A 19,315-nucleotide genomic window follows, 5' to 3' on the forward strand; every position below is an offset into this window, starting at 1 on the left:
GTGACCACATCGAGAGAGCTGCGCTGCACGTGGATCGCGCCGTCGGAAGACCCCGACGCCAGGCTGCTGGTGCCGGGCTGCATGGAACGGGTCCAGGACTGGGACGCCGACTGCACCTGCAAGTCCAGCGCGGAGGAGCTCGACGAGTTGGAGGCGCGCGTCGCCGAACTCGAACAGCAACTCGATGCGCAGCGGGACCGCTACTCGTCGCTGCACAGCGCGGACTTCCGCGAGTGGCGCAAGCAGAAGGCGGCTGTACGCAAAGCCAACGACATGCACGGAACGGAGATCCCCTCATGAGCGACACCTTGAATGACCTCGCCCCGTGGCCAGCGACCGAGGCCGACGTGACCGCAGAGTCCTTGGCCCGGTACCTGGCGGTCCGCGCACAGGCACACCAGACCCACCGGAAGACGGCGTCGTCTCCGGAGGGCCGGGAGTGGGCGACGTCGGCGACCGTGGACATGTTCGGGCTCGTGAAATTGCTGCGGATTCTGCAGGAGGTCGCGCCGGAGACGGCGGACGAGGCCGCGAAGGGCTTGTGGTCGGACTGGCAGGACGGCGCCCCAGTCGACGAGTGGCTGTGGTCGTGGCTGACGGAGTACGGCATCGACCCGGAGGCTGTGAACCGGGCCGCGGTTGACCTGTCTCGGACGGAGGCGGCGTGAGCGCGCCGAAGCCGAAGACCGGTACCTGCGGCAAGTGTGAGCAGGCCCGGCCGCTGTTCCCCGCGAGGAAGGAATGGGGCGACGTCCCTGAGTCGATGTGCTCGCCCTGTTGGCAGGTCTTCGCGGAGGCCCGCGCGAACGGCACGTTCGTGGATTGGGGTGACGCGTTCGACAACGCCACTGACGAGCAGCTCAACGAGCACGTCTCCGGCTACGAGGTGGGGCCGTGATGCGGATTCTCGTCACCGGCTCCCGCGCCTGGCAAGACGTGGACGCGATCGTCGACGCTCTCGACGAGGCGTACTTCGGTAGTCAGTGCCAGGAGCCTGTCACGGTCGTTCACGGTGGATGCCCGGACGGCGCCGACATCATGGCTGCTGCCTGGATTCGTCGCACCCGTGACGCGGGCTGGGCTATCACCGAGGAACGCCATCCCGCGGATTGGCAGAAGCACGGGAAGGCGGCTGGGTTTCGGCGGAACGCTGAGATGGTCGACGCCGGCGCGGACCTCTGCCTGGCGTTCATCAACCCGTGCTCGAAGCGCGGCTGCCCTGACCCGCAGCCGCACGGGTCGCATGGCGCATCACATACCGCGGACTTGGCGGAGAAGGCGGGGATCCCGGTGCGCCGGTTCCCGGCCCGGGACACCCGCGGTGGTGATGCCGCGTGAGCACCATCACCAAGCAGCTCCTCGCCCGACTGAAGGACCACTACCGAAAGCCCGGTACGGCGCAGGACGGCGAGATCCTGGTGACCGAGGTGACGGCGCCAGGCTCGAACCGGTCATGTGATCTGCTCCGCGTTGGGATGTGGCAGTCCCGCGGGCTCGGCATCGGCGTCCACGAGTTGAAGGTGTCCCGGTCGGACTGGCTCCGGGAACTTGACGACCCGGGGAAGGCGGACGCGTGGTGGCGGTTCTGCTCCCGGTTCTGGGTGGTCGCGATGCCTGGCGTGGTGAACGCGTCGGAGTTGCCGGAGGGGTGGGGGCTGATGCTTCCACCGAATCGGGCGAACGGACGCCGGTTCCGGCCGGTGGTCCCGGCGGCGTCGAGGGAGCCGGAGGTGTCGCTGCCTCTGCTGGTGGAGATCCTGCGCCGCGCTGACAACATCCGCGTCGCCGAGATGCAGCAGATGCGGATGGTTCACCGCCGCGACCTGTACACCAAGGTTGAGCAAGCCCGGCGGACAGCGAACGCCGACGCCCTCGACCTGGTCACCAAGCAGAGCTTGGAGAAGCTGGAGCAGGTCCTCGGTGCGCGTATCTCCGACTTTGCCTGGGGCACCGACCTCCCCCTGACGGAGATCACTTCCGGCGAACTCGCGATTGCAGTCTGCGAGTACACGCACCAGCACGTCGCCTTGCAGCGCCGGGAGGTCGAGCTCGGCCGGATCGAGAGTCGGTTGCAGGGGGTGGCGCAGCGCGTTCTCCGGGATCTGCCGTCGGTGGCTGCGTTGAAGCGTGGTGATGCGGCGTGATCACTGCACCGGAGACGCTGCCGAACCTGCTGCGGGCCGCAGCGACGATCGCGCGGGTCACGCACAGCCCGGGCTGCCCTGACTTCGCTGTGCATCGTCGGGCGGCGGAGCTGATGGACCGGGTCGCCGAGGCGGAGGAGTCCGGCGCCCGGCTGCGGGTAGGGGAGCGGGACGCGGCTCTGCGTGCGGCGGTCACTTACCTGGACACCAAGGACCGGGCGGAGGCGCTGGCGTGACCCGGGTTCGCGAGCACGGTACCTACGCCAAGTATCGGTTGGAGAACTGCCGGTGCTACCCCTGCGCAGCGGCGCGCAGCGCCTACGACGAGAACAGGAACCGTGCCATCGCTTACGGGCGGTGGAGCCCGTGGGTGGACGCGGACCCGGTACGTGTCCATGTCCGGCAGTTGCAGGCGTGTGGGCTGGGTCTCCGGCGTGTCGCTGTCGCCGGTGGCATCGAACGGTCGGTGCTCATCGGCCTGATGAACGGCAAGCCGGGGCGGGCACCAGCCCGGAAGGTCCGGCCGCAGACGGCGCTGCGGATCCTTGGAGTGCAGCCGACCCTGGACAACCTGGGCGCGTCCACGGTCATCGACGCGACCGGCACAGTGCGGAGGCTCCGCGCACTGGTTGCCCAGGGCTGGTCACAGGCCAAACTCGCTGGCCAGTTGGGTATCGCGCCCCGCAACTTCACCCAGACGATCAGCGCTGAGCGTGTGATCGTGCGGACAGCCCGCGCGGTTTGCCGCCTGTACGACGAGCTGTGGGACCAACCACCGCCGGAGGAAGGCCATCGGGACAAGATCGCGGCGTCCCGCGCCCGCAACCACGCACGCGCGCACGGCTGGGCGGGGCCGCTTGCGTGGGATGACCGGGAGCTGGACGACCCGGAGGCGCGGCCTCGAGGCGTGCGGCGGGCGGCGGCATGACCGCAGACCCGTGGAGCGCGTTCCTCGCCGCCCCTGACGCCATACCCCGCGATCGGCTGGTGGCCGCGGTGAAGGCCGCCTACGCCCTTCACGAGCCGACGACGACCACGAACGGCGTGATCTTGTGCCCGTTCTGTACCCGCTCGTTTGGCGTACTCATCTCTGCCCCGTGCGACGCGGCGAAGGACATCCTCGCTGCCCTCAACCCCTCGAAGGAGAGCCGGGATGGCTGATCTTCTGACCGAGCCGCGAAGCGGTGACCTCGCGAGTGAGGAGATCGCCGCCCGGTTGGTGGCGATTACCGCGAACCTCGACGCGCACATCGAGGAGAGGGCAATTGTGATAGCGGCCGAGCGGATCACTGCCGCCGAGGACGCCGCCGAGCAGAAGGTCGCCGGCCTCATGGCCAGCCACGCGTCCGAAGTCCAGCGGCTCGAAGACCTGATCAAGGAACTGCGGCGGCAACTCAAGCCGCTCAGACGCCACATCGAGGAGACCTGCCCGGAGGTGAAGGAGCGGAGAGCCCGCTTCGAGGCGGAGCGCACCGGACGCCTCGACCTCGACGTCGGCCACGACCGGGACCTTCTCCTGGACGCAGCCCGGGTGGTCATCGAGACCCAGCGTGCGGACCGCACCACCATCCAGCGGAAGGCCCGTGTCGGGTTCGCGAAGGCAGGGCGGTTGCTGGAGCTGCTTGAGCAATTCCGGGTAATCGGACCCGTCCCGGCGACGACGAGCGGGAAACGGCCAGTGCTGCTGCCGAAGGAGGAGACAGACGGGGCGCTGAAGCGGCTACGCAAGGAGATCGGAGAGGCCAGCAATGGCTGAGCGGATCCAGCGGCGACGAGTCCGCGGCTGGCGGCTTCCCGAGGGCGCGGTGGTGGTGGACCGTACATCCCGGTTCGGGAACCCGTTCACCGAGGCCGCTGCCGAGGCGGCCGGTGAGGAAGGCCCGCGGGGTGCGGTGGTCGACGCGTACGCCGAGTGGCTGTCGGGCTGCGAGACCTACGAGGACGTGTACATGCTGCATCGCCGTAGCTTCGACCGGCTGTGGGTGTGGGATCACCTACCTGATCTGGCCGGTAAGGACCTGGCGTGCTGGTGCCCGCTGCCCGCGGACGGTGAGCCGGACATCTGCCATGGCGCGGTTCTCCTGGCCGCTGTGGAGCAGGCTGCGGCGGTGGAGAAGGGGTGCCGGGGCGGTGCTGGGGCGTGGGTTCCTGAGCGGCGTCGGCATTGGCGGTCGATGAAGGACGTGCCCGTGACGGGAGCGCTTCTGTGAGGCGCCTTCGCCGACCTGGCTCGCCGTGGCGTCTCCTCGTCGACCTGCTGGTTGCCGTTGTGGCTCGCCGTCCCCGCTGGCATCGGACGCCATGCATGGCCGCGGCCCGACACGCGCCACGTCCGCCGGTGCGGTCCTACACAGCGCCGTCGGATGATCCTGCGCTGGATCGCCTTGCAGCGGCGGGTGGGGATCTGGACGCGCACCGGATCGTGCACGCCCAGAGTAGAGGTGACCGTGATGGCTGACGCCGACCGCCCCACCGTCGTGGCGACCGCCCCGCAACTGCTGTGCGCTGCGGCGGGAGACGTGGTTGTGGTGCACATGCTGGAGGGCGGCGAGGCGCTGCTGCGGCTACCGACGGCCGCGGAGTTCCTCGCCCTGTGGGGTGTGCAGGTCCCGAGCCGGGCTGACGCGGCGATGGCCGAGCGGATCGTCGCCCCGCACATCCAGCGACGGGACGGCATCCATGGCTGAGTGCCCAGCGATCGCCCCGCACGCCCCCACAGACCCGCTCAGCCCCACGGAGGACAGATGAAGCCCGCCGCCTCACCTGAGCCCGCACCGCGCTTTGCCACCATCCACGTGCGCCGCTTCGGCGAGCACGAGCGGATCCCGATCGTGCTGAACGACCGCGGGGCCTGCGGCCTCCCGAGCGACCACCGAAGGCGAGGCTGCATCGGCCTGAACATCCAGGGCGGCGGGTCTCACCAGCTCGTTCACCTGACGGCCGACGAGGCGCTGCGGCTATCGGACCTGCTGCGCGCGATGGCCGAAGCGGACACCGCCCACGACGAGGAGCCCGACCATGCCTGACGTGCCCAGCACACCACCGCTCACGCCCACCCTGCCCGAGGACGTGCCCACACTCCAGTCCCGCCTGCCCGCGCATCAGCAGGCGGGCTACGACGCCGTCTACGCGGTGATCCGCTCCACACCCGGCGACGCCTGGCGCAACGCGCTCATCTGGCGGGCCGTCGAGGCGTACCGCACCGCCGCCGAGCCCAAGCACGACCGGTGGGTCCGCGAGCAGGTCGCCGCCGAGGACAAGCGCGACCGGTCCGACGCGCTCAACCGAGTCATCGCAGTGATCGAGGGTTACGAGTGCGTCCCGTGGGACGTGCCCGTTCCCGTGAGCCTTTTCCGCAAGGCCGTGGAGGGACGCCGATGAGCATCCGCGCGATCAAGATCGGCTGCGATACCCCCGCCTGCTGGGCGTTCTGCAAGATCGATCAACCCACCGCCGACAAAGCCCGCGAGTACGCCGCCGAACGGTGGGGCTGGACGCGCCGCGACGGCCTCGACATCTGCGACCCGTGCAGCCGGGGCAACACCCCGCAGGCGCGGGGCGAGTCGTGACCGGCGACCGCACGCCCACCGGCGACTGCCCGACGGCGCACCGCCTCATGCTGGCCCGCCAGCACGCCCACGACGGCGAGGCAACCCAGGAGGACGCCCGCATCCTCGCCGACGTGATCGCGGACTGGCTGGCCCCGCCCACCGGCGACACACCAACGCCCGTCCGCTGGAACGTCTGTCCTGACTGCGGCGACCGCCACCCCGGCGGTGCCGCATGCCACGACACCCCGCCGGACGCGACTACGCCCGATTCGACCGTTTCCGCAGCCCAGACGCCGGACAGCACCGCGCCTTTGGGCCAGGCATTGGAACAACGGGAGCCTCAAAGCAGCCTCAAAGGCGCGCCCACCGAGGACCTGCGCGGGCGGCTGATCGCCGCGATAGACGACGAGCCGCACTTCAGCTCAGCCGAAATCGTCACCACCGTGATGCGCGTCCTGGCCGAGCCGCGGCAAGGCGACCTGAGCGAGCGGCTCTCCGCCGCCCTGCTCACCGACACCTGGGGAGACGACAGTCCCCGCGTCGCACACGGCCAGCACATCCACGACCGCGCATGCGCCATCTGCCACGGCGACGTGGACGCCATCGCCCGCGTCGTCATGCGCGTGGTCGAGCACGACATCCTCGCCGCCTGGGTCCAGGGCTTCCACGCGCCTGACCGAACCGTTTCCGAACAGGAAACAGTTCGCCCTGACCTGCGCGACCAGATCGCCGAGGCACTGCTGAACGTCGACGCCTGGGCCCAATTGAAACGCCGGGACGACCGCGAGCGCTTCGCCGACGCCGTCCTGCCCATCGTCGAGGCCGAAATCGCAGGGCTGCGCCAGCGCGCCCAGGACGCCGAGGAGGACGCCGCCTACCTCAACGAGGAGATCATCACCCCGGAGCGCGCCCTGCACGAGCAGACCATCATGCGCGCCGAGGAGGCCGAGGCCGTCGTCGAGCGGGCTACGTTCGTCCGCCAGGTGCTCGACCTGTTCGACAAGGCAGACATCCACTCGGAACTGCTCTGGCGCGTCCAGGACGACACCGTCCGGCTGTACGCCAACGTCAGCGACACCTTCGACTGGGCTACCGCGGACCTCGAAGAGATCACCGTCGAGCGGCTGCCCGTTCTCCAGCAGGCGTACGACGACCTGATCGCGATCGACTCGGCAGAGGAAACCGCGACCTTGTTCGCCGCCCGCGTCCGTGGCGTGCGCCCGCAGGGTGCCGCCCATCCGGATCACCCGACCGTGTGCAGGCTGCTGGACGAATGCGGCCCCGAGCGTCAGCTCGGCCTCGCTAATCCGAAGCCGCCGGCCGCCCTCGACGACGTGGAGGCCGCGCCGTGACGCAACCCGACCACACCCCGCCGCCCACCTACGTCTGCGACAACACCCCGCCGCCCCGCAGCAGGGTCACCGGCTGGTACCGCGTCCTCCGCTGGTGGGCGGGCGCCCTCGCCGCAAGGTGGCGCCGATGATCTGCCCGCCCTGCCGCGACCGCGACCACCTCGCCTGCGTGTCGGGCGACTGCACCTGCGGCCACGCCGGAACCCCCGTCCGCGCGCTCACCGGCGCCGAGCGGCAGGCCGTCCGCGACGGCACCCTCACCGCCCACGTCATGCCCCGCGAGACCACCCAGGAGATGCCCGATGCCTGACACCGCCCGCCGCGTGAACGTCTCGCTCACGTTCGCCACCGACGTGTTGCCTCATCACGCCCTGATGAGAGTGACCGCCTGTCTGCCCGACGAGTACTCCGTCCGTTTGGAGTCCACCAGCGTCCACGCCTTCGACCTCGCCGAGGACGACGCGGACGAGCCGTGCGTGCAGCTCGTCGTGGACGCCACGGCAGGGCTGCTGAAGGCGTACGTGGACAACCCGCAGCGAGCGGAGGAGTTCGCGACCCATACGGGCGCGGTCGTCGACGAGCTGCCGATCACCGCCGACCACCGGGGCGAGGCGACCGCGTGAGGGACGACCGGACGACGCTCACGATCCCAGGGATGCGCGCCGGCGCACTGTGGCGCCGTTCCGTCCGCGCGGCCATTCGCAACGCCTGCGTGCTCGGCGCCGAGGTCCACGTCAACGAGGAGTGGCACCTGCTCGACTCGCGGTTCACCATCCGCGCGGTGGGCAACCTCCGTGAGCTGGCCCCGCTGGTGGAGCTGCTCAAGGCAGCTCAGGCGCGCGAAGCCAAGGAGGCCCGTTGAACGTCATCACCCTCGCCTGCGACTGCCGCGACCGGCTCGAACGCTTCTTCCGCTGGAGGGCCGTCCACCGCGTCGGCTACGACCCGGCGCCCGCCCTCGGCGGCGGCCGGTACTACCTGGCCATCGGCACCCGAGGCTGGCGAACCGAGCACGAGTACGAGCTGTCTCGCGACGACATGGAGATGCTCGGCGAGGCCATCAGCGACCTGCTCGCCACTACCCGCCCCAACGACCGGGGCGGATGGCAGTGGTTCGACCCCGAGACCGAGGAGACCCGATGATCGGCCGCACCCTGCTCGCCCGCACCATCAGGGAGAAATGACATGCGCAAGATTCCGACGGTCTTCCTCAGGGACTGGGACAACAACCCCAAACACGTCACCCGCGAACCCAACCCGGAATGCGCCTGGGTGTTCGCCGGCGCCGGCGACGCGACCCGCAAATACGACGGGACCTGCGTGATGCTCGACGAGCACGGCGACTGGTGGGCACGTCGCGAGGTCAAGCCAGGCAAGACCCCTCCGCCCGGTTTCGTTGAAGTCGGCCGCGATGAGGAGACCGGCAAGGCGATGGGCTGGGAACCCATCGCACAGTCCGGATTCGCCAAGCATTTCGAGCAGGCCCTGGACCATCTCCGCGGGAGCTCCGCGCCGACGCCGCCCGGCACCTATGAGCTCATCGGCCCGAAGATCAACGGCAACCCCGAACACCGCGACACCCACACCCTGGTCTGCCACGCCCACGCTGAGATCAGCCCCGACGACCGCGACCACGACTTGCGTACCTACGACACCATCCGCGATCTAGTAGCCGGTCTCGCAACCCAGAACGGCTGGGAAGGGCTGGTCTACCACGCGCCGGACGGACGCATGGCCAAGATCAAAGCCAAGGACTTCCCCGCGTGACCACCGAGAAGACCGTCAAACATGACGCCGCCGACCCCAAACACGGCATGACCCTCGACGAACTCGCCGCGTTCATCCAGGAAGCAATGCGCGCCGAGATCCCCGGCGACACCATCGTCCACTCCACGGCGACGTGGCGATCCAGCATCAAGCGCATCGAAGTCAAGGGCTGACGCCTGCACAACCCATGGGGGGATTATGACGAACACCGACGACGGGATGCACGACTGTGCGCGTGGGGAGCGCTGCGCAGCCCGCAAGACTATCGCAGGGGACGGCGGGGAACGGATCATCGTCCCGGCACAGACGTACCGGGTGTTCTGCGACGGCGACCGCGACCGTGTCCGAGTCTGCGTCGCCGAGCTACCGAACCGGTACACCGAACTCCGCACACGCATCGGCGACCGCCGCATCGTCGACGGCCCCCGGGTGTCCGGCGGGGGCCGGTCAGCGCCCGTCCCCATCAACCTCGGTGTCGACGCGCTCCTCCGGCAGATCGAAGAGATCACCCTGTCGTGGGACGAACGCGTCCGGGTCCTCGCCCGCCTCGCCGACCTCACCGCACCCTCCCACGCCCATGCGGTCACTGCGGCATGCGGGATGCTCACCGCCCACGTCGACGTCCTCCTCGGCCTCGACGCCGACGACATGACCCGCACCATGGACCTCACCCGCCGCGAGTACCTCCCCGACGACGCGACCGGCTGGGTGTTCCCCGCTGGCGGCTGGATCCTCTACTACGCTGCGCTCGGCGCGGCTGAGGCGGGCCGTGAGGTCCTCAACCTGCATCACCGGTCCCTGGCGATGCTTGGGTACGCGCCCCAACATCACGACCTGATTGTGGCGTGCTGGGAGTGCGGGGAACGGTCGCTGCGCCGCCACGACGGCACTGCCGGCCTCGCCGACCACGTGGAGTGTCTCCGCTGCCGGGAGCAGTACCTCGGGTCACGGCTTCGGTCGCTGATGGTGGAGGAGGAGCAGGCGCAGCTGCGGAAGGCGGGCCGGGAACGCCGCCGCACCGACCCGGGCCGGGTAGTGCTGGCAGGCAGCCGTGACGGCACAGGAGGCAGGGCATGACCGATTCGCGCGAGACCCTCGCCGCGATCGACACCGCAGTAGACGCGTGGAGTGACTACGACGAGACCGTCAGCAACGACGCGATGCGGTGGGCGCCCGAACCGCCTGTTGAGGATCACCCCCACACGCAGCCGCGTCCGCGGATCGAGGCCGTCGAAGTCAGGGTGAGAACCAGCGACGGTGTTGAGCACATCTACACCATGCCGGACGCGCGAGATGTCACCATAGACATGGACTTGGAGGATCCCTATCTGGACGATCCATGGTCCCTGTCTTCCCCGGCGCAGTTCGTGGGGTCGCTGCGAGTCGAGCTGTTCAGCTTGACCGTCCGCTGCCCTCGCGAAGTGAACGAGACACGCCGAGAGATCTGATCGAAGCGCTGGTCAAGAGATCGGGGCACACCCAAGTAGCGTTTCCGGACGCTGCGTGCAAGAATTCAAGCCTAGCTTGGTGGATGTCTGCCCCAGAGGCCCCGTGCCCTGGGGCTTTCCGTTTCTCAGGGGGTGACATGCCCCCCGCGCTCAAGCCCGTTCCGGTCACCGCGGTCGAGGCAGCTGGCCGCCTCGACCGCTCGGTCGGAACCGTCTACTCATGGGTGACCCGCCACGGCGCCCGGCGCCTCAAGCGCATCAACCGGAGGATGTACTACGACCTGAACGATCTCCGCGTGATCGAGCGGGAGATCGGTCACGGCCACCCGGTCCCGGCGACACCGGAGGCACGCGCTGAGATCGCGGACGGCTGCCCGCTCCGCCGACAGGAACTGGCCGTCCGCTCGACTGCCGCCTGATCCCCAAGACGCACACCCGGGCCTCAGCTCACAGCGCCCCGGCGCGCCCCCTGGCGTGCCCACACCCCGCGCAGTTCGGCGTCCCCGTCCGTCTGCGCAAGGCCGGGAGCCCGCACCGTAGAGCGCGTGGGGTGTCCACGATGCGGGCTCCCGGTCCACCTCCGGCCTGTCGGCCGTTCACGACACGACCAGCAGCCGGGAGGCGCCGTGGCCGATCTAGTGATGAATCTGGTCAAGGGGAAGGTGCGTCAGTACACGGCGCTGCCCGGCACGAATGACGCGCTGATCGTCGTGCCGCTGGAAGCGACCGGCCTCGAGGCCGACGCGACGCTGAAGGACTACGACACCCTCGCCGCGCTCCTCGCCGGTTCGACCAACGAGCAGACCACCCTCGGCAGGAAAACGGTCACAGCGTCGATCACCGAGAACGTCGACGACACCAACGACCGCGTCGACGTCGACATGCCGGACATCGTCTGGGCCGCTACCGCGGGCAACCCGGTGGGCGCAGTACTGATCTGCTACGACCCGGACACCACGGGCGGCACCGACGCTGACATCGTCCCGCTGGTCAAGCTGGACACTCCGTTCACCCCGGACGGCACTGAGGTAACGATCTCCCTGAACGCCGCCGGGTTCTACCGGGCCGCGTAAGGCCCCGATCCCCGTGCCGGCTCTGCTGCTCGACTCCGACACCTTCCCGTTCGCCGACGGCAACGCCGGACACCTCTGCGACCTCGGCGCCGCGCCCGCGGTCGGGGACCTGGACGTGCTGTGCGTCAACTCCGACACGGTCGTCACCATGCCGTCGGGGTTCTCGGCAGCAACATCCCGCGTCGCGAACCAAGGCAGCTACCTCTGGTACCGGAAGGCTGTCGGCGGCGAGGCCGCAACGGTCACGATCACCACAAGCGGCAACTTCAACTGCCAGGTGTCGTGGTCACGCTGGCGAGGGGTCGACGCGTTCGACAAGTCCGCTGTCGCCGGCGCGGACGCTTCCGCAGGGTCGGCGACCCCGACCGCAACCACAGCCGGGCTGGCCGCGACGAACGAGCTCTCCATCGGGTTCGGCGCGATCCACGGCGCGGTCACCTCCAGCCCTGTCTGGTCGTCCGGGTACACGCCTCTGTCGGCGGTGACGCAGGGCACCGGAGTCGGCGCCTCGACCGGGTACGTCGCGTACCGCACGGACGCCGGGACCGCGGCAGAGGCCCCGTCGGTGTCGTGGACGACCCCGGCACCCGACCGGTACATGCTGGTCGCGACGTTCACGACGGTCGCCGCGACGACAGTGAACGCCGGTCAGGCCACCGAAACAGACACTGCGCTTCCCGCGTCGCCGCGTAAAGCCCGTACCGCGGGCCAGGCCGTCGAGGCTGACTCAGCACTCGCCGTCCAGGCCATCACCAAGCTCGCCGTCGCAGGGATGGCGACAGAGACGGACACGGCGCTCCCAGCCGCGCTCCGGAAGACCCTGACGGCCGGACAAGCGACCGAGACCGACTCCGCGTTCCCGGCCACGGCCCGCAAGGTCGTGTACGCGAGCATCGCAGTCGACACCGAGACGGCGCTGCCGGCCACGCGCACGAAGCGGCTCGCAGCCGGGCAGGCAGTCGAAGCCGACTCGGCGCCGGCGCCCGCGGTCACGAAAACCATCGCCACTGGCCTCGCCGTTGAGACCGACACCGCCCGCCCCGCCACGGCCCTCAAGGTCCGCCGCGCGGGGATCGCCGTAGAGACGGACACGGCACTGCACGCCACCGCCGGGGAGCTCGTTGACATCACCGTCACGGTTGGGCCGCTAGCACGCGGTTGGACGGTGGGGGAGCCGGCGCGGGGCTGGTCAGTCGGGGCGCCTACGACGTGAGGGAGTCCGATGCTGTCGATCCCCTCGACGTCCAAGGAGTACCTCCACATCCCGGTCACCGGCGGGACGTTGTCCACGCCTGTGGATATCGCTGTGATCGCCGCAACCGCGGAGGAACCCACCTCGGGGGATTGGAAGCCCGCAGACGTGTGGGACGGCGCCGTCGCCAAGCTCCTCATCGGGCCGGGCGGCACGGTGCCCCTCGCCGACGGCGTGTACCGGGTGTGGGTGCGTGTCACCGCCACCCCGGAGATTCCAGTGCTCCGCTCCGGGCTTTTGGAGATCACCTAATGCAGGGTGACCCCCGCCAGGTCCCGTACGACATGCGCCCACACAGGGACGCCGTCCATGCCTGGTTCAGCCTGTCGTACAGCAACTACGCCGTCCTGCCCCGCACGCTGCTCCAGTCGATGCCCGACGAGTGGCAGAAACGCTTCGTGGAGCTCCTTGAGGAACTGCACACCGAGTTCGCCCACGTGGAGCAGGCCGACGGCTACGAAGTCACCGCAGGCTCGTGGCTGTACGCCAACGAATGCAGCTCAGCTCAACTCAAGGCGGCAGGCGTCAAGATTGTCGAGACCGACGACGAAGACGGCACCGACGACGAGACCTGCTACGTCAACCGCGACGGCGACGAGATCGACGGCCACCAGTACGTGTTCGTGCCGGGCACCGAACCGATCCCGCACTACAGCCGAGGACGCACCTACGTGCCTCCCGCCAGCGTCCTCAAAACGCTCAGGATAGAACCCGGCGAGTGAGGAGACTCGGTGCCCGCCGACCTGCTGATCATCGTTCCGTCCCGTGGACGCCCCCACAACATCGCCGCCCTGTGGGACGCCTGGCAGGCCACGACCACCGGCGCCGCTGAACTCCTCGTCGCAGCGGACGACGATGACCCCACACTCCCCGGCTACCGGCAGGTGTGCGGAGAGCGGGGCATCGAGCTGCGGATCGGACCGCGGCGCCGCATGGTCCCGACGCTCAACGAGGTCGCGCTCGAGCGGGCGACGCGACACTTCGCGCTCGGCTTCCTCGGAGACGACCACCGTCCCCGGACTCTGGGCTGGTCGGCGCACTACCTCGCCCATCTCCAGTCCCTCGGCAGCGGCTTCGTTTACGGCAACGACCTGGTCGCCAAGGACCGGCTCCCGACGCAGTGGGCGCAGACCTCGGACATCGTCCAGACGCTCGGCGCGATGATCCCGGCGCACGTCACCCACCTCTGGGCCGACAATCAGATCTGGGATCTCGGTCACGCGATCGACCGGATCCGCTACCTCCCGGACGTCATCGTCGAGCATTGCCATCCGCTCGCCGGCACTGCCGACGACGATGACCGCTATCAGGAGGTGAACCACCCGGACGCCTTCGAGGCTGACCGGCTGGTGTACGCCGACTGGTACGCCAACCAGTTCCCTGCGGATGCTGAGAAGCTCCGGACGCTGATCGGGGCGTCCAGGTGACGGAGTGGCGGCTGTTCGACGGCGACCGACCGCACGTGTCAACGCTCGATTTCCATCGCGACCGGGAGCGTGCACCGCACCTGGAGCAGCCCGCCCATCACGACCGGCTCCACCGCGCCGCCGAGCACGTCCGCGGACTGCGGCCGACGAGTGTCGTTGACCTCGGCTGCGGCGACGGCGGGCTCCTGTCGCTGATCCGGGACATCCCGTCGTGGGGGTACGACTGGCAGCCGTCCAACGCCGCTGGCTGGGCCGCGCGCGACGTAACCGCGGAGACCCGCGACGTGTTCGAGTCCCGAGACGCGCCCCGCTGGGGCGAGTGCGCGGTCGCCACGGAAGTTCTGGAGCACCTCGCCGATCCCCATGGCACGGTCGCGTGGATCGCCGCCCATGCCCGCTACATCGTTGCGTCCTCGCCGGCGTTCGAGACCGGTGACTCGGCCAGCGAGTGTCACGCATGGGCGTGGGACGTCGACGGGTACGCCGACCTGATTTCCCCAAGCTTCACGATCTTGTCGCATGAGGTCGTCGGCTGGACACAACTGCTCGTCGGGGAGGCGCGGCGCTGATGGACGTCGTTGTGACCGGCGCGCGGGGCTTTCTAGGCCGACACCTCCAAGCGGCCCTGGAAGCACGCGGCGACTATGTCCTCGACATCGATGTGGATCCCGACCAGGAGTGCAACCGGGACGCGTTGGAGTTCTTCCGCGACGACCCGCACATGTGGGATCTAGCGATCCACTGCGCTGCGGTGGAGCCCCACCGCTCGGCGATCGACGGACGCGCCCTCGCGGTAGGCGCCGGAAACCTTGAACTGGATGCGGCGATGTTCGGGTGGGCGGCGCGTGTCCACCCAGGCCGCCTGGTCTACCTCTCCAGCTCGGCCGCGTACCCGGTGTACCTGCAGACCGGCGACTACCGGGTGCCGCTGCGGGAGCACGACACGTGGGAACAGCCTGGTGAGGCCGACGCGATTTACGGCGCGGTGAAGGTGATGGGGGAGCGCCTCGCTCGCCTGTACCGGGAACAGGGCGGCGCTGTGACGGTTGTGCGGCCTTTCAGCGGCTACGGCGAGGACCAGTCCTCCGACTTCCCGTTTGGGGCATTCCGCGATCGCGCGCGGCGACGTGAGGACCCGTTCGTGGTCTGGGGCGATGGCACCCAGGTCCGCGATTGGATCCACGTGGACGATGTGGTGGGCGCTGTGCTCGCCGCGGTAGACGCCGCCGTGGACGGCCCGGTGAACATTGCTACCGGGATCGGGACGAGCATGGCGGAGCTCGCCGAGATGTTCTGCGCTCAGGTCGGCTACGACCCGCCTTTCGAGTACCTTACGGACCGGCCTGCCGGGGTGGCGTACCGCGTCGGTGACCCCACCGTCCTCAACGAGTTCTACAGGCCGAAGGTGACGCTCGCGGAGGGCGTGAAAAGAGCGCTCGCAAGGCAGCCCGTCAACATGTGATCAACGTTCCGGTCTGGACAATAGACGCGTGAGCAACCGTGACGCCGAAAACTTCTGGACCGGGAACGGCGGCCACCTCTGGAAGACCGACCGGGGACCGGACAGCGCCTGCGCCCGCCCCGAGTGCGGCCTGTCCTATGCGCGGTGGAGCGGCGACCGGTGCCCGGCTGCGCCGGACTGTGACGCTGTGTTCGAGGGCGCGCGGTGCGGGCTTGAGCAGGGCCACGACGGCGACCACGAAGCCACGCTGGTGTGGGCGTCGTGACGAGCCTCAGCGACCTCAACCGCGAAGAGTGGGCGGACAAGCCGTACTTGATCGAACTTCGCGGCGGCAGGATGGACGGCAACCGCTTCCGCAGGAACAAGTTGGCGATCACCTGGTGCGTCCCTGAGATCGTAGAGCCCAGCCTCGTAACTGACGCGGACGGGATCTTCCGACCAGAACTCGTCCCGCTCTCGATCTACCGGCGGACAGGGATAGTCACCGACGACGGCGTCCACATCTACCAGTTCGAGGGCATCGAGCTGATCAACTGACGGATCGGGGTGACCGTGCCCTCTCCGATCCCGTTGCTGGTCCTGACGAACGGCCGCCCGGACTGCATCACCAAGACGCTCCGCTCCGCGGCCGAGCATCTTCGCGGTGCCGCCCCGATGGTGATCCTCGACGACTCCGGCGACGATGTGTACGGTCGGTGGCTGGAGGACGAGTTCATCGGCGGCCCGCTGGACGGCCACGTCCTCCACCTCAACAACCAAGAGCGCGGCTACTGGCGGGCAATGCAGGCCGTGTGGCGGTACGCCCGCTACGTCTTCGACTACATGGGCGTGGACAAGGCTTTCTTCCTCGAGGACGACTTCACGTTCAACGGGGACGTGCACGTCGACGATCTCGCCGGCGTGCTGGACGCGCACCCGCACCTGATCCAGATGGCTCTGTTGCGGCAGCCTTGGTTCGGCAACGAGGTCCGGCTCGGCGGGCTGATCGAAGCCCTCGAAGCGGGCGGCCAGGAGTTCACCGAGACCACCGACGGCACCCACTCGTGGGTCGAGCACCGGGCCTGCTTCACTGGCAACCCGTCGCTGATCCCGCGACGCACGTTCGAGCGGGACTGGCCGGAAGGCAACTGGTCGGAGAGCAGGTTCGGCCGGGCGTTGTTCGCGGCCGAACCGGACGCGCATGGGGCGTACTGGGGCCGCCGCACCGACGCCCCTCGCGTGGAGCACATCGGCCACGAACGAGCCGGGTCCGACTACTGAACCTCGTTGCTCTCGCCGAGCATGTTGTAGACGGTCTGCCGGGCCAGCCCACTGTGGTTGATGATCGCCTGAGGCTGGGTGTCGCCTTCACCGTTGTGCCGCGCAGCGCGGACGGCGGCGTCCATGTACCGCATGATGTGTCGGACCTGCTCGCGTGCGGCCTTGAGGTCTTCGCCGAGGAACTGGAGCGTCTGTAGCGCATCGACCTCGGTCTCGAACTCGAAGACGGGCTCCTTGGTCCAGTCGAGGTCGGTCTCGATGTCGATCGGGCCGGTGAAGGTGATCTTGGCCATGGTCGCTCCCATGCATTGTGTCTAATAGTAGACACTTTAGATTGTGAGCGGCGACCTGTCTAGTGCTAGACACCTCCAAGCCCCCGGTCTGTCGTCGCCTCGTGGAGTGGGGTCGCCACGGCAGACCGGGCCCACCCACTCCACCCGAGGGACCCCGGAAGATGCGCTTCTTCTACGACACCGAATTCATCGAGCGAGGCCCCACCTACCCGCTCGACCTAGTCTCGATTGGGATCGTCGCCGACGACGGCCGAGAGTTCTACGCCGTGAGCGCCGAGTTCGACCAGCGCGCACTGCTGTCCAACCCGTGGCTCGCCGAGAACGTCTGGCCGTCGCTGCCCACGACGGAGCCGCGCCAGTACCGCGACAGGCTCGCCCCGCATGGGCGCCTCGACCTCGACGACCCAACGGTCCGGACCCGCGCCCAGATCGCCCGCGCAGTCCGCTCCTTCATCCTCGGCGACCACCCCGACGAACTGCCGTACGTGGAGCTGTGGGCAAACTACGGCGCCTACGACCACGTCGCTTTGTGTCAACTGTTCGGGTCGATGGTGGACCTGCCCGATGGCATGCCGATGTTTACTCGCGACCTCCAGCAGGAGGCCGCACGGCTCGGTCTCAAGGACGCTGACCTTCCCAAGCAGTCTGAGGGGCTCCACAACGCGCTGGCCGACGCCCGCCACAACAAGGTGGTCGCGGAGTTCCTCAACGCTCAGGTTGCATGATGATCCGCGCCTTCATCCGCGAGGACCTCCCCGGCATGTTCCTGGAGATCGCTCTCATCCAGGTGTCGGACGACATGCCTCGCCGGATCCTGCGCATCGATGAGGCCGGCGCGAACACGACCTACCGGTGGGAGGACCTACCGGACCGTCCCACGAACGTCGCCCCGACGCTCCAACTCGGTGACAGCGAGGCCCGCGCGCTGCTGGAGGCGCTGGGACGCCACTACAGCGGCGGCTCCGACGTCCGTGCCCTCCGAGCCGACCTGGACTACGAACGCAAGCGCGTAGACGAGCTGATTGCCCTCATGGGCGCCGTCATCGCCAACGGGATACAACGACCGCCGCGCCGCCCGCCGGATCCGCTGATTCGGAAACTGGCCGGGGAGTAGACGTGACCACCGCCGACGAGGCCCATGTCGTCCCGCTCAACGACCTGATCGAACACGACACCGAAGGCGACTGCGTCTGCGTACCCGAGGCACGCCCGGTGACCCGCGATGACGGTTCGATTGCATGGCTGATGGTGCACCACTCGTTGGACGGGCGCGAGACCTCGGAGCAACTGCAGTGACCCGCGTCCTCGTTGGCATTCCGTGGCGCCACCAGCCGCACCGCGTCTACGCCCACGACCTGACCGTCCAGCGCTACGAGGAACTGCTGCCGGACGCGACGGTCCTGGACTTCGACACCGAGCACGAGCAATTCTGTCTGGCTGGCGCGAGGAACTTGGCGGTCCGCTTCGGCGAGCGCGTCAGAGCCGACGTCATCGTCCTCGCCGACGCAGACACCCTCCCGGAGCGAGAGCCGCTCCTCGCCGCGATCGAAGGCGCCGCTCACAGCAGCGTGGTGCATCTGCCGTACACCGAGTACCGGTCGCTGCGCCGCGACGGCACCGACCAGTTCCTCGTCGGCGTCCCGTTGCAGGAGTGCAGCCACCTGGTCGTGGACGGCGCCTGCTCCGGCGTCTACGTCACCACACCCGCCACCTGGGGGGCCCACGGCGGCCAAGACGAGCGATTCCGCGGCTGGTCGCCAGAGGACGCTGCCTGGATGGCCGCACACACGACCCTCCTCGGCGACCCGGTCCGCCACAGCGGACGCGTCTACGCCCTCCACCACGACTCACCACCGAAGACCGGCCCCGACCACGAAGCCGGCTACGCGCTGGTCTACCGCTACCACCAAGCCCAGGGCGACCTGGCCGCGATGCGCCGCCTGATCGCCGAGGCCGAGACCTGCAACAAGTCAACATCCGCCACCGGCGGGTAAGAGTGATCATGGGCAGGTGATCCACGATGGCCACCGAGGAGACCAGTCCCAGCGCAGCCGCAGCAACTCAACGCCTCCTGACCTATTGGGCGCATGGACCGGGCCGAGCAAAGATCATGCCTGAGGTTGAGGGCGCTTGGGATCGCTGCCATGTCGAGCTCGGCAAGTACATCCAGGGTCGGCAGCTCGATGGCTTCTGTGCCCGCGTGATTCATGAGGCCACGGGCCGCTGGCCTGGTCAGCATCGCGACAAGGACTGACTGGCCATGGCGTACGGTCCACGCTCCGCCCG

41 protein-coding genes are annotated in these 19,315 nt (G+C 68.9%); 40 read left to right on the forward strand and 1 reads right to left on the reverse strand.

What is annotated here, in order from left to right:
• The 35 genes from E1298_RS00755 (at position 1) to E1298_RS00915 (ending at position 16,736) form a co-directional block, all read left to right on the forward strand.
• Positions 1–300, forward strand: a complete 300-nt coding sequence (locus E1298_RS00755; protein WP_131888754.1) for a coiled-coil domain-containing protein — start codon at positions 1–3, stop codon at positions 298–300.
• Positions 297–668, forward strand: coding sequence for a hypothetical protein (locus tag E1298_RS00760; protein ID WP_131888755.1), 372 nt, complete (start codon positions 297–299; stop codon positions 666–668). Before E1298_RS00755 ends, E1298_RS00760 begins: the two co-directional genes overlap by 4 nt.
• Complete coding sequence (locus tag E1298_RS00765) at positions 665–898, forward strand: hypothetical protein (protein ID WP_131888756.1); 234 nt, start codon at positions 665–667, stop codon at positions 896–898. Before E1298_RS00760 ends, E1298_RS00765 begins: the two co-directional genes overlap by 4 nt.
• Positions 898–1,338, forward strand: a complete 441-nt coding sequence (locus E1298_RS00770) for an SLOG family protein (RefSeq protein WP_131888757.1) — start codon at positions 898–900, stop codon at positions 1,336–1,338. Before E1298_RS00765 ends, E1298_RS00770 begins: the two co-directional genes overlap by 1 nt.
• The gene (locus E1298_RS00775; RefSeq protein ID WP_131888758.1) at positions 1,335–2,144 is read left to right on the forward strand and encodes a hypothetical protein; all 810 of its coding nucleotides are present in this window, start codon (positions 1,335–1,337) and stop codon (positions 2,142–2,144) included. Before E1298_RS00770 ends, E1298_RS00775 begins: the two co-directional genes overlap by 4 nt.
• On the forward strand, positions 2,141–2,380 hold the full coding sequence (locus tag E1298_RS00780) for a hypothetical protein (protein WP_131888759.1): 240 nt from the start codon (positions 2,141–2,143) through the stop codon (positions 2,378–2,380). Before E1298_RS00775 ends, E1298_RS00780 begins: the two co-directional genes overlap by 4 nt.
• A gap of 134 nt (positions 2,381–2,514) precedes the next feature.
• The gene (locus E1298_RS00785) at positions 2,515–3,072 is read left to right on the forward strand and encodes a hypothetical protein (RefSeq protein ID WP_131888760.1); all 558 of its coding nucleotides are present in this window, start codon (positions 2,515–2,517) and stop codon (positions 3,070–3,072) included.
• Entirely contained in the window at positions 3,069–3,305 is a 237-nt protein-coding gene (locus tag E1298_RS00790) for a hypothetical protein (protein ID WP_131888761.1), read from the forward strand. The genes E1298_RS00785 and E1298_RS00790 overlap by 4 nt, the downstream gene beginning before the upstream one ends.
• Entirely contained in the window at positions 3,298–3,900 is a 603-nt protein-coding gene (locus tag E1298_RS00795; RefSeq protein WP_131888762.1) for a DNA translocase FtsK, read from the forward strand. Before E1298_RS00790 ends, E1298_RS00795 begins: the two co-directional genes overlap by 8 nt.
• Positions 3,893–4,354 carry a DUF4326 domain-containing protein gene (locus tag E1298_RS00800; RefSeq protein WP_131888763.1) on the forward strand — a complete coding sequence of 154 codons (462 nt, stop codon included), beginning with the start codon at positions 3,893–3,895 and terminating at the stop codon, positions 4,352–4,354. The genes E1298_RS00795 and E1298_RS00800 overlap by 8 nt, the downstream gene beginning before the upstream one ends.
• 240 nt (positions 4,355–4,594) lie before the next feature.
• Positions 4,595–4,831 carry a hypothetical protein gene (locus E1298_RS00805; RefSeq protein WP_131888764.1) on the forward strand — a complete coding sequence of 79 codons (237 nt, stop codon included), beginning with the start codon at positions 4,595–4,597 and terminating at the stop codon, positions 4,829–4,831.
• 57 nt (positions 4,832–4,888) lie between these two features.
• Complete coding sequence (locus E1298_RS00810; RefSeq protein WP_131888765.1) at positions 4,889–5,170, forward strand: hypothetical protein; 282 nt, start codon at positions 4,889–4,891, stop codon at positions 5,168–5,170.
• Positions 5,163–5,525, forward strand: coding sequence for a hypothetical protein (locus tag E1298_RS00815; protein ID WP_131888766.1), 363 nt, complete (start codon positions 5,163–5,165; stop codon positions 5,523–5,525). Before E1298_RS00810 ends, E1298_RS00815 begins: the two co-directional genes overlap by 8 nt.
• Complete coding sequence (locus tag E1298_RS00820) at positions 5,522–5,713, forward strand: hypothetical protein (protein ID WP_131888767.1); 192 nt, start codon at positions 5,522–5,524, stop codon at positions 5,711–5,713. The genes E1298_RS00815 and E1298_RS00820 overlap by 4 nt, the downstream gene beginning before the upstream one ends.
• Entirely contained in the window at positions 5,710–7,047 is a 1,338-nt protein-coding gene (locus tag E1298_RS00825; RefSeq protein ID WP_131888768.1) for a hypothetical protein, read from the forward strand. Before E1298_RS00820 ends, E1298_RS00825 begins: the two co-directional genes overlap by 4 nt.
• Positions 7,044–7,178, forward strand: coding sequence for a hypothetical protein (locus tag E1298_RS51070; RefSeq protein WP_279497445.1), 135 nt, complete (start codon positions 7,044–7,046; stop codon positions 7,176–7,178). Before E1298_RS00825 ends, E1298_RS51070 begins: the two co-directional genes overlap by 4 nt.
• The gene (locus E1298_RS00830) at positions 7,175–7,357 is read left to right on the forward strand and encodes a hypothetical protein (protein WP_131888769.1); all 183 of its coding nucleotides are present in this window, start codon (positions 7,175–7,177) and stop codon (positions 7,355–7,357) included. The genes E1298_RS51070 and E1298_RS00830 overlap by 4 nt, the downstream gene beginning before the upstream one ends.
• Positions 7,350–7,670 (forward strand): hypothetical protein, encoded by a 321-nt coding sequence (locus tag E1298_RS00835; RefSeq protein ID WP_131888770.1) that lies wholly within the window; start codon positions 7,350–7,352, stop codon positions 7,668–7,670. The genes E1298_RS00830 and E1298_RS00835 overlap by 8 nt, the downstream gene beginning before the upstream one ends.
• Positions 7,671–7,702: 32 nt before the next feature.
• The gene (locus tag E1298_RS00840; protein ID WP_131888771.1) at positions 7,703–7,909 is read left to right on the forward strand and encodes a hypothetical protein; all 207 of its coding nucleotides are present in this window, start codon (positions 7,703–7,705) and stop codon (positions 7,907–7,909) included.
• On the forward strand, positions 7,906–8,190 hold the full coding sequence (locus tag E1298_RS00845; RefSeq protein WP_131888772.1) for a hypothetical protein: 285 nt from the start codon (positions 7,906–7,908) through the stop codon (positions 8,188–8,190). The genes E1298_RS00840 and E1298_RS00845 overlap by 4 nt, the downstream gene beginning before the upstream one ends.
• A 42-nt stretch (positions 8,191–8,232) precedes the next feature.
• Complete coding sequence (locus E1298_RS00850; RefSeq protein WP_131888773.1) at positions 8,233–8,814, forward strand: hypothetical protein; 582 nt, start codon at positions 8,233–8,235, stop codon at positions 8,812–8,814.
• The gene (locus E1298_RS47620) at positions 8,811–8,987 is read left to right on the forward strand and encodes a hypothetical protein (protein ID WP_165975225.1); all 177 of its coding nucleotides are present in this window, start codon (positions 8,811–8,813) and stop codon (positions 8,985–8,987) included. The genes E1298_RS00850 and E1298_RS47620 overlap by 4 nt, the downstream gene beginning before the upstream one ends.
• Positions 8,988–9,012: 25 nt before the next feature.
• Positions 9,013–9,891 carry a hypothetical protein gene (locus E1298_RS00855; RefSeq protein WP_131888774.1) on the forward strand — a complete coding sequence of 293 codons (879 nt, stop codon included), beginning with the start codon at positions 9,013–9,015 and terminating at the stop codon, positions 9,889–9,891.
• Positions 9,888–10,262 carry a hypothetical protein gene (locus E1298_RS00860; RefSeq protein WP_131888775.1) on the forward strand — a complete coding sequence of 125 codons (375 nt, stop codon included), beginning with the start codon at positions 9,888–9,890 and terminating at the stop codon, positions 10,260–10,262. The genes E1298_RS00855 and E1298_RS00860 overlap by 4 nt, the downstream gene beginning before the upstream one ends.
• Before the next feature lie 137 nt (positions 10,263–10,399).
• Positions 10,400–10,681 (forward strand): hypothetical protein, encoded by a 282-nt coding sequence (locus E1298_RS00865; RefSeq protein ID WP_131888776.1) that lies wholly within the window; start codon positions 10,400–10,402, stop codon positions 10,679–10,681.
• 207 nt (positions 10,682–10,888) lie between these two features.
• Positions 10,889–11,335, forward strand: a complete 447-nt coding sequence (locus E1298_RS00870) for a hypothetical protein (protein WP_131888777.1) — start codon at positions 10,889–10,891, stop codon at positions 11,333–11,335.
• Positions 11,336–11,348: 13 nt separating this feature from the next.
• The gene (locus E1298_RS00875) at positions 11,349–12,548 is read left to right on the forward strand and encodes a hypothetical protein (protein ID WP_131888778.1); all 1,200 of its coding nucleotides are present in this window, start codon (positions 11,349–11,351) and stop codon (positions 12,546–12,548) included.
• Positions 12,549–12,557: 9 nt separating this feature from the next.
• The gene (locus E1298_RS00880; protein WP_131888779.1) at positions 12,558–12,839 is read left to right on the forward strand and encodes a hypothetical protein; all 282 of its coding nucleotides are present in this window, start codon (positions 12,558–12,560) and stop codon (positions 12,837–12,839) included.
• A complete protein-coding gene (locus E1298_RS00885) occupies positions 12,839–13,309 on the forward strand; it encodes a hypothetical protein (protein ID WP_131888780.1) in 471 nt (156 codons plus the stop codon). The genes E1298_RS00880 and E1298_RS00885 overlap by 1 nt, the downstream gene beginning before the upstream one ends.
• Before the next feature lie 9 nt (positions 13,310–13,318).
• Complete coding sequence (locus E1298_RS00890) at positions 13,319–14,014, forward strand: hypothetical protein (RefSeq protein WP_131888781.1); 696 nt, start codon at positions 13,319–13,321, stop codon at positions 14,012–14,014.
• A gap of 35 nt (positions 14,015–14,049) precedes the next feature.
• Entirely contained in the window at positions 14,050–14,583 is a 534-nt protein-coding gene (locus tag E1298_RS00895; RefSeq protein WP_165975226.1) for a class I SAM-dependent methyltransferase, read from the forward strand.
• Positions 14,583–15,476 carry an NAD-dependent epimerase/dehydratase family protein gene (locus tag E1298_RS00900; protein WP_131888783.1) on the forward strand — a complete coding sequence of 298 codons (894 nt, stop codon included), beginning with the start codon at positions 14,583–14,585 and terminating at the stop codon, positions 15,474–15,476. The genes E1298_RS00895 and E1298_RS00900 overlap by 1 nt, the downstream gene beginning before the upstream one ends.
• Before the next feature lie 28 nt (positions 15,477–15,504).
• Positions 15,505–15,741, forward strand: coding sequence for a hypothetical protein (locus E1298_RS00905; protein ID WP_131888784.1), 237 nt, complete (start codon positions 15,505–15,507; stop codon positions 15,739–15,741).
• Positions 15,738–16,013, forward strand: a complete 276-nt coding sequence (locus E1298_RS00910) for a hypothetical protein (protein ID WP_131888785.1) — start codon at positions 15,738–15,740, stop codon at positions 16,011–16,013. The genes E1298_RS00905 and E1298_RS00910 overlap by 4 nt, the downstream gene beginning before the upstream one ends.
• 9 nt (positions 16,014–16,022) lie before the next feature.
• Positions 16,023–16,736, forward strand: coding sequence for a hypothetical protein (locus E1298_RS00915; RefSeq protein ID WP_131888786.1), 714 nt, complete (start codon positions 16,023–16,025; stop codon positions 16,734–16,736).
• Here the strand turns inward: E1298_RS00915 and E1298_RS00920 are convergent.
• Positions 16,730–17,029: a hypothetical protein gene (locus tag E1298_RS00920; protein WP_131888787.1), complete on the reverse strand. Its 300-nt coding sequence runs from the start codon at positions 17,027–17,029 to the stop codon at positions 16,730–16,732. The genes E1298_RS00915 and E1298_RS00920 overlap by 7 nt on opposite strands.
• Before the next feature lie 161 nt (positions 17,030–17,190).
• On the opposite strand from E1298_RS00920, the gene E1298_RS00925 reads away from it, so the two are divergent.
• Genes E1298_RS00925 through E1298_RS00945 form a run of 5 tightly spaced genes read left to right on the forward strand, consistent with a single transcriptional unit; the run spans position 17,191 to position 19,283 of the window.
• Complete coding sequence (locus E1298_RS00925) at positions 17,191–17,754, forward strand: 3'-5' exoribonuclease domain-containing protein (protein ID WP_131888788.1); 564 nt, start codon at positions 17,191–17,193, stop codon at positions 17,752–17,754.
• The gene (locus E1298_RS00930; RefSeq protein ID WP_131888789.1) at positions 17,751–18,143 is read left to right on the forward strand and encodes a hypothetical protein; all 393 of its coding nucleotides are present in this window, start codon (positions 17,751–17,753) and stop codon (positions 18,141–18,143) included. Before E1298_RS00925 ends, E1298_RS00930 begins: the two co-directional genes overlap by 4 nt.
• 2 nt (positions 18,144–18,145) lie before the next feature.
• Positions 18,146–18,325: a hypothetical protein gene (locus tag E1298_RS00935; protein ID WP_131888790.1), complete on the forward strand. Its 180-nt coding sequence runs from the start codon at positions 18,146–18,148 to the stop codon at positions 18,323–18,325.
• Positions 18,322–19,023, forward strand: coding sequence for a glycosyltransferase family 2 protein (locus tag E1298_RS00940; protein WP_131888791.1), 702 nt, complete (start codon positions 18,322–18,324; stop codon positions 19,021–19,023). The genes E1298_RS00935 and E1298_RS00940 overlap by 4 nt, the downstream gene beginning before the upstream one ends.
• Positions 19,024–19,049: 26 nt before the next feature.
• Complete coding sequence (locus E1298_RS00945) at positions 19,050–19,283, forward strand: hypothetical protein (RefSeq protein WP_131888792.1); 234 nt, start codon at positions 19,050–19,052, stop codon at positions 19,281–19,283.
• The last annotated feature ends 32 nt before the right edge of the window (positions 19,284–19,315 follow it).

Source organism: Actinomadura rubrisoli, assembly GCF_004349215.1.
Classification (GTDB): domain Bacteria; phylum Actinomycetota; class Actinomycetes; order Streptosporangiales; family Streptosporangiaceae; genus Spirillospora; species Spirillospora rubrisoli.

Bases quoted from the DNA above. Each gene is read 5' to 3' on its own strand.
- E1298_RS00760 (WP_131888755.1), top strand. From the start codon at position 297: ATGAGCGACACCTTGAATGACCTCGCCCCGTGGCCAGCGACCGAGGCC.
- E1298_RS00770 (WP_131888757.1), top strand. From the start codon at position 898: ATGCGGATTCTCGTCACCGGCTCCCGCGCCTGGCAAGACGTGGACGCG.
- E1298_RS00790 (WP_131888761.1), top strand. From the start codon at position 3,069: ATGACCGCAGACCCGTGGAGCGCGTTCCTCGCCGCCCCTGACGCCATA.
- E1298_RS00795 (WP_131888762.1), top strand. From the start codon at position 3,298: ATGGCTGATCTTCTGACCGAGCCGCGAAGCGGTGACCTCGCGAGTGAG.
- E1298_RS00800 (WP_131888763.1), top strand. From the start codon at position 3,893: ATGGCTGAGCGGATCCAGCGGCGACGAGTCCGCGGCTGGCGGCTTCCC.
- E1298_RS00805 (WP_131888764.1), top strand. From the start codon at position 4,595: ATGGCTGACGCCGACCGCCCCACCGTCGTGGCGACCGCCCCGCAACTG.
- E1298_RS00810 (WP_131888765.1), top strand. From the start codon at position 4,889: ATGAAGCCCGCCGCCTCACCTGAGCCCGCACCGCGCTTTGCCACCATC.
- E1298_RS00815 (WP_131888766.1), top strand. From the start codon at position 5,163: ATGCCTGACGTGCCCAGCACACCACCGCTCACGCCCACCCTGCCCGAG.
- E1298_RS00820 (WP_131888767.1), top strand. From the start codon at position 5,522: ATGAGCATCCGCGCGATCAAGATCGGCTGCGATACCCCCGCCTGCTGG.
- E1298_RS00830 (WP_131888769.1), top strand. From the start codon at position 7,175: ATGATCTGCCCGCCCTGCCGCGACCGCGACCACCTCGCCTGCGTGTCG.
- E1298_RS00835 (WP_131888770.1), top strand. From the start codon at position 7,350: ATGCCTGACACCGCCCGCCGCGTGAACGTCTCGCTCACGTTCGCCACC.
- E1298_RS00840 (WP_131888771.1), top strand. From the start codon at position 7,703: ATGCGCGCCGGCGCACTGTGGCGCCGTTCCGTCCGCGCGGCCATTCGC.
- E1298_RS00850 (WP_131888773.1), top strand. From the start codon at position 8,233: ATGCGCAAGATTCCGACGGTCTTCCTCAGGGACTGGGACAACAACCCC.
- E1298_RS00855 (WP_131888774.1), top strand. From the start codon at position 9,013: ATGACGAACACCGACGACGGGATGCACGACTGTGCGCGTGGGGAGCGC.
- E1298_RS00860 (WP_131888775.1), top strand. From the start codon at position 9,888: ATGACCGATTCGCGCGAGACCCTCGCCGCGATCGACACCGCAGTAGAC.
- E1298_RS00865 (WP_131888776.1), top strand. From the start codon at position 10,400: ATGCCCCCCGCGCTCAAGCCCGTTCCGGTCACCGCGGTCGAGGCAGCT.
- E1298_RS00880 (WP_131888779.1), top strand. From the start codon at position 12,558: ATGCTGTCGATCCCCTCGACGTCCAAGGAGTACCTCCACATCCCGGTC.
- E1298_RS00885 (WP_131888780.1), top strand. From the start codon at position 12,839: ATGCAGGGTGACCCCCGCCAGGTCCCGTACGACATGCGCCCACACAGG.
- E1298_RS00900 (WP_131888783.1), top strand. From the start codon at position 14,583: ATGGACGTCGTTGTGACCGGCGCGCGGGGCTTTCTAGGCCGACACCTC.
- E1298_RS00920 (WP_131888787.1), bottom strand. From the start codon at position 17,029: ATGGCCAAGATCACCTTCACCGGCCCGATCGACATCGAGACCGACCTC.
- E1298_RS00925 (WP_131888788.1), top strand. From the start codon at position 17,191: ATGCGCTTCTTCTACGACACCGAATTCATCGAGCGAGGCCCCACCTAC.
- E1298_RS00930 (WP_131888789.1), top strand. From the start codon at position 17,751: ATGATGATCCGCGCCTTCATCCGCGAGGACCTCCCCGGCATGTTCCTG.
- E1298_RS00945 (WP_131888792.1), top strand. From the start codon at position 19,050: ATGGCCACCGAGGAGACCAGTCCCAGCGCAGCCGCAGCAACTCAACGC.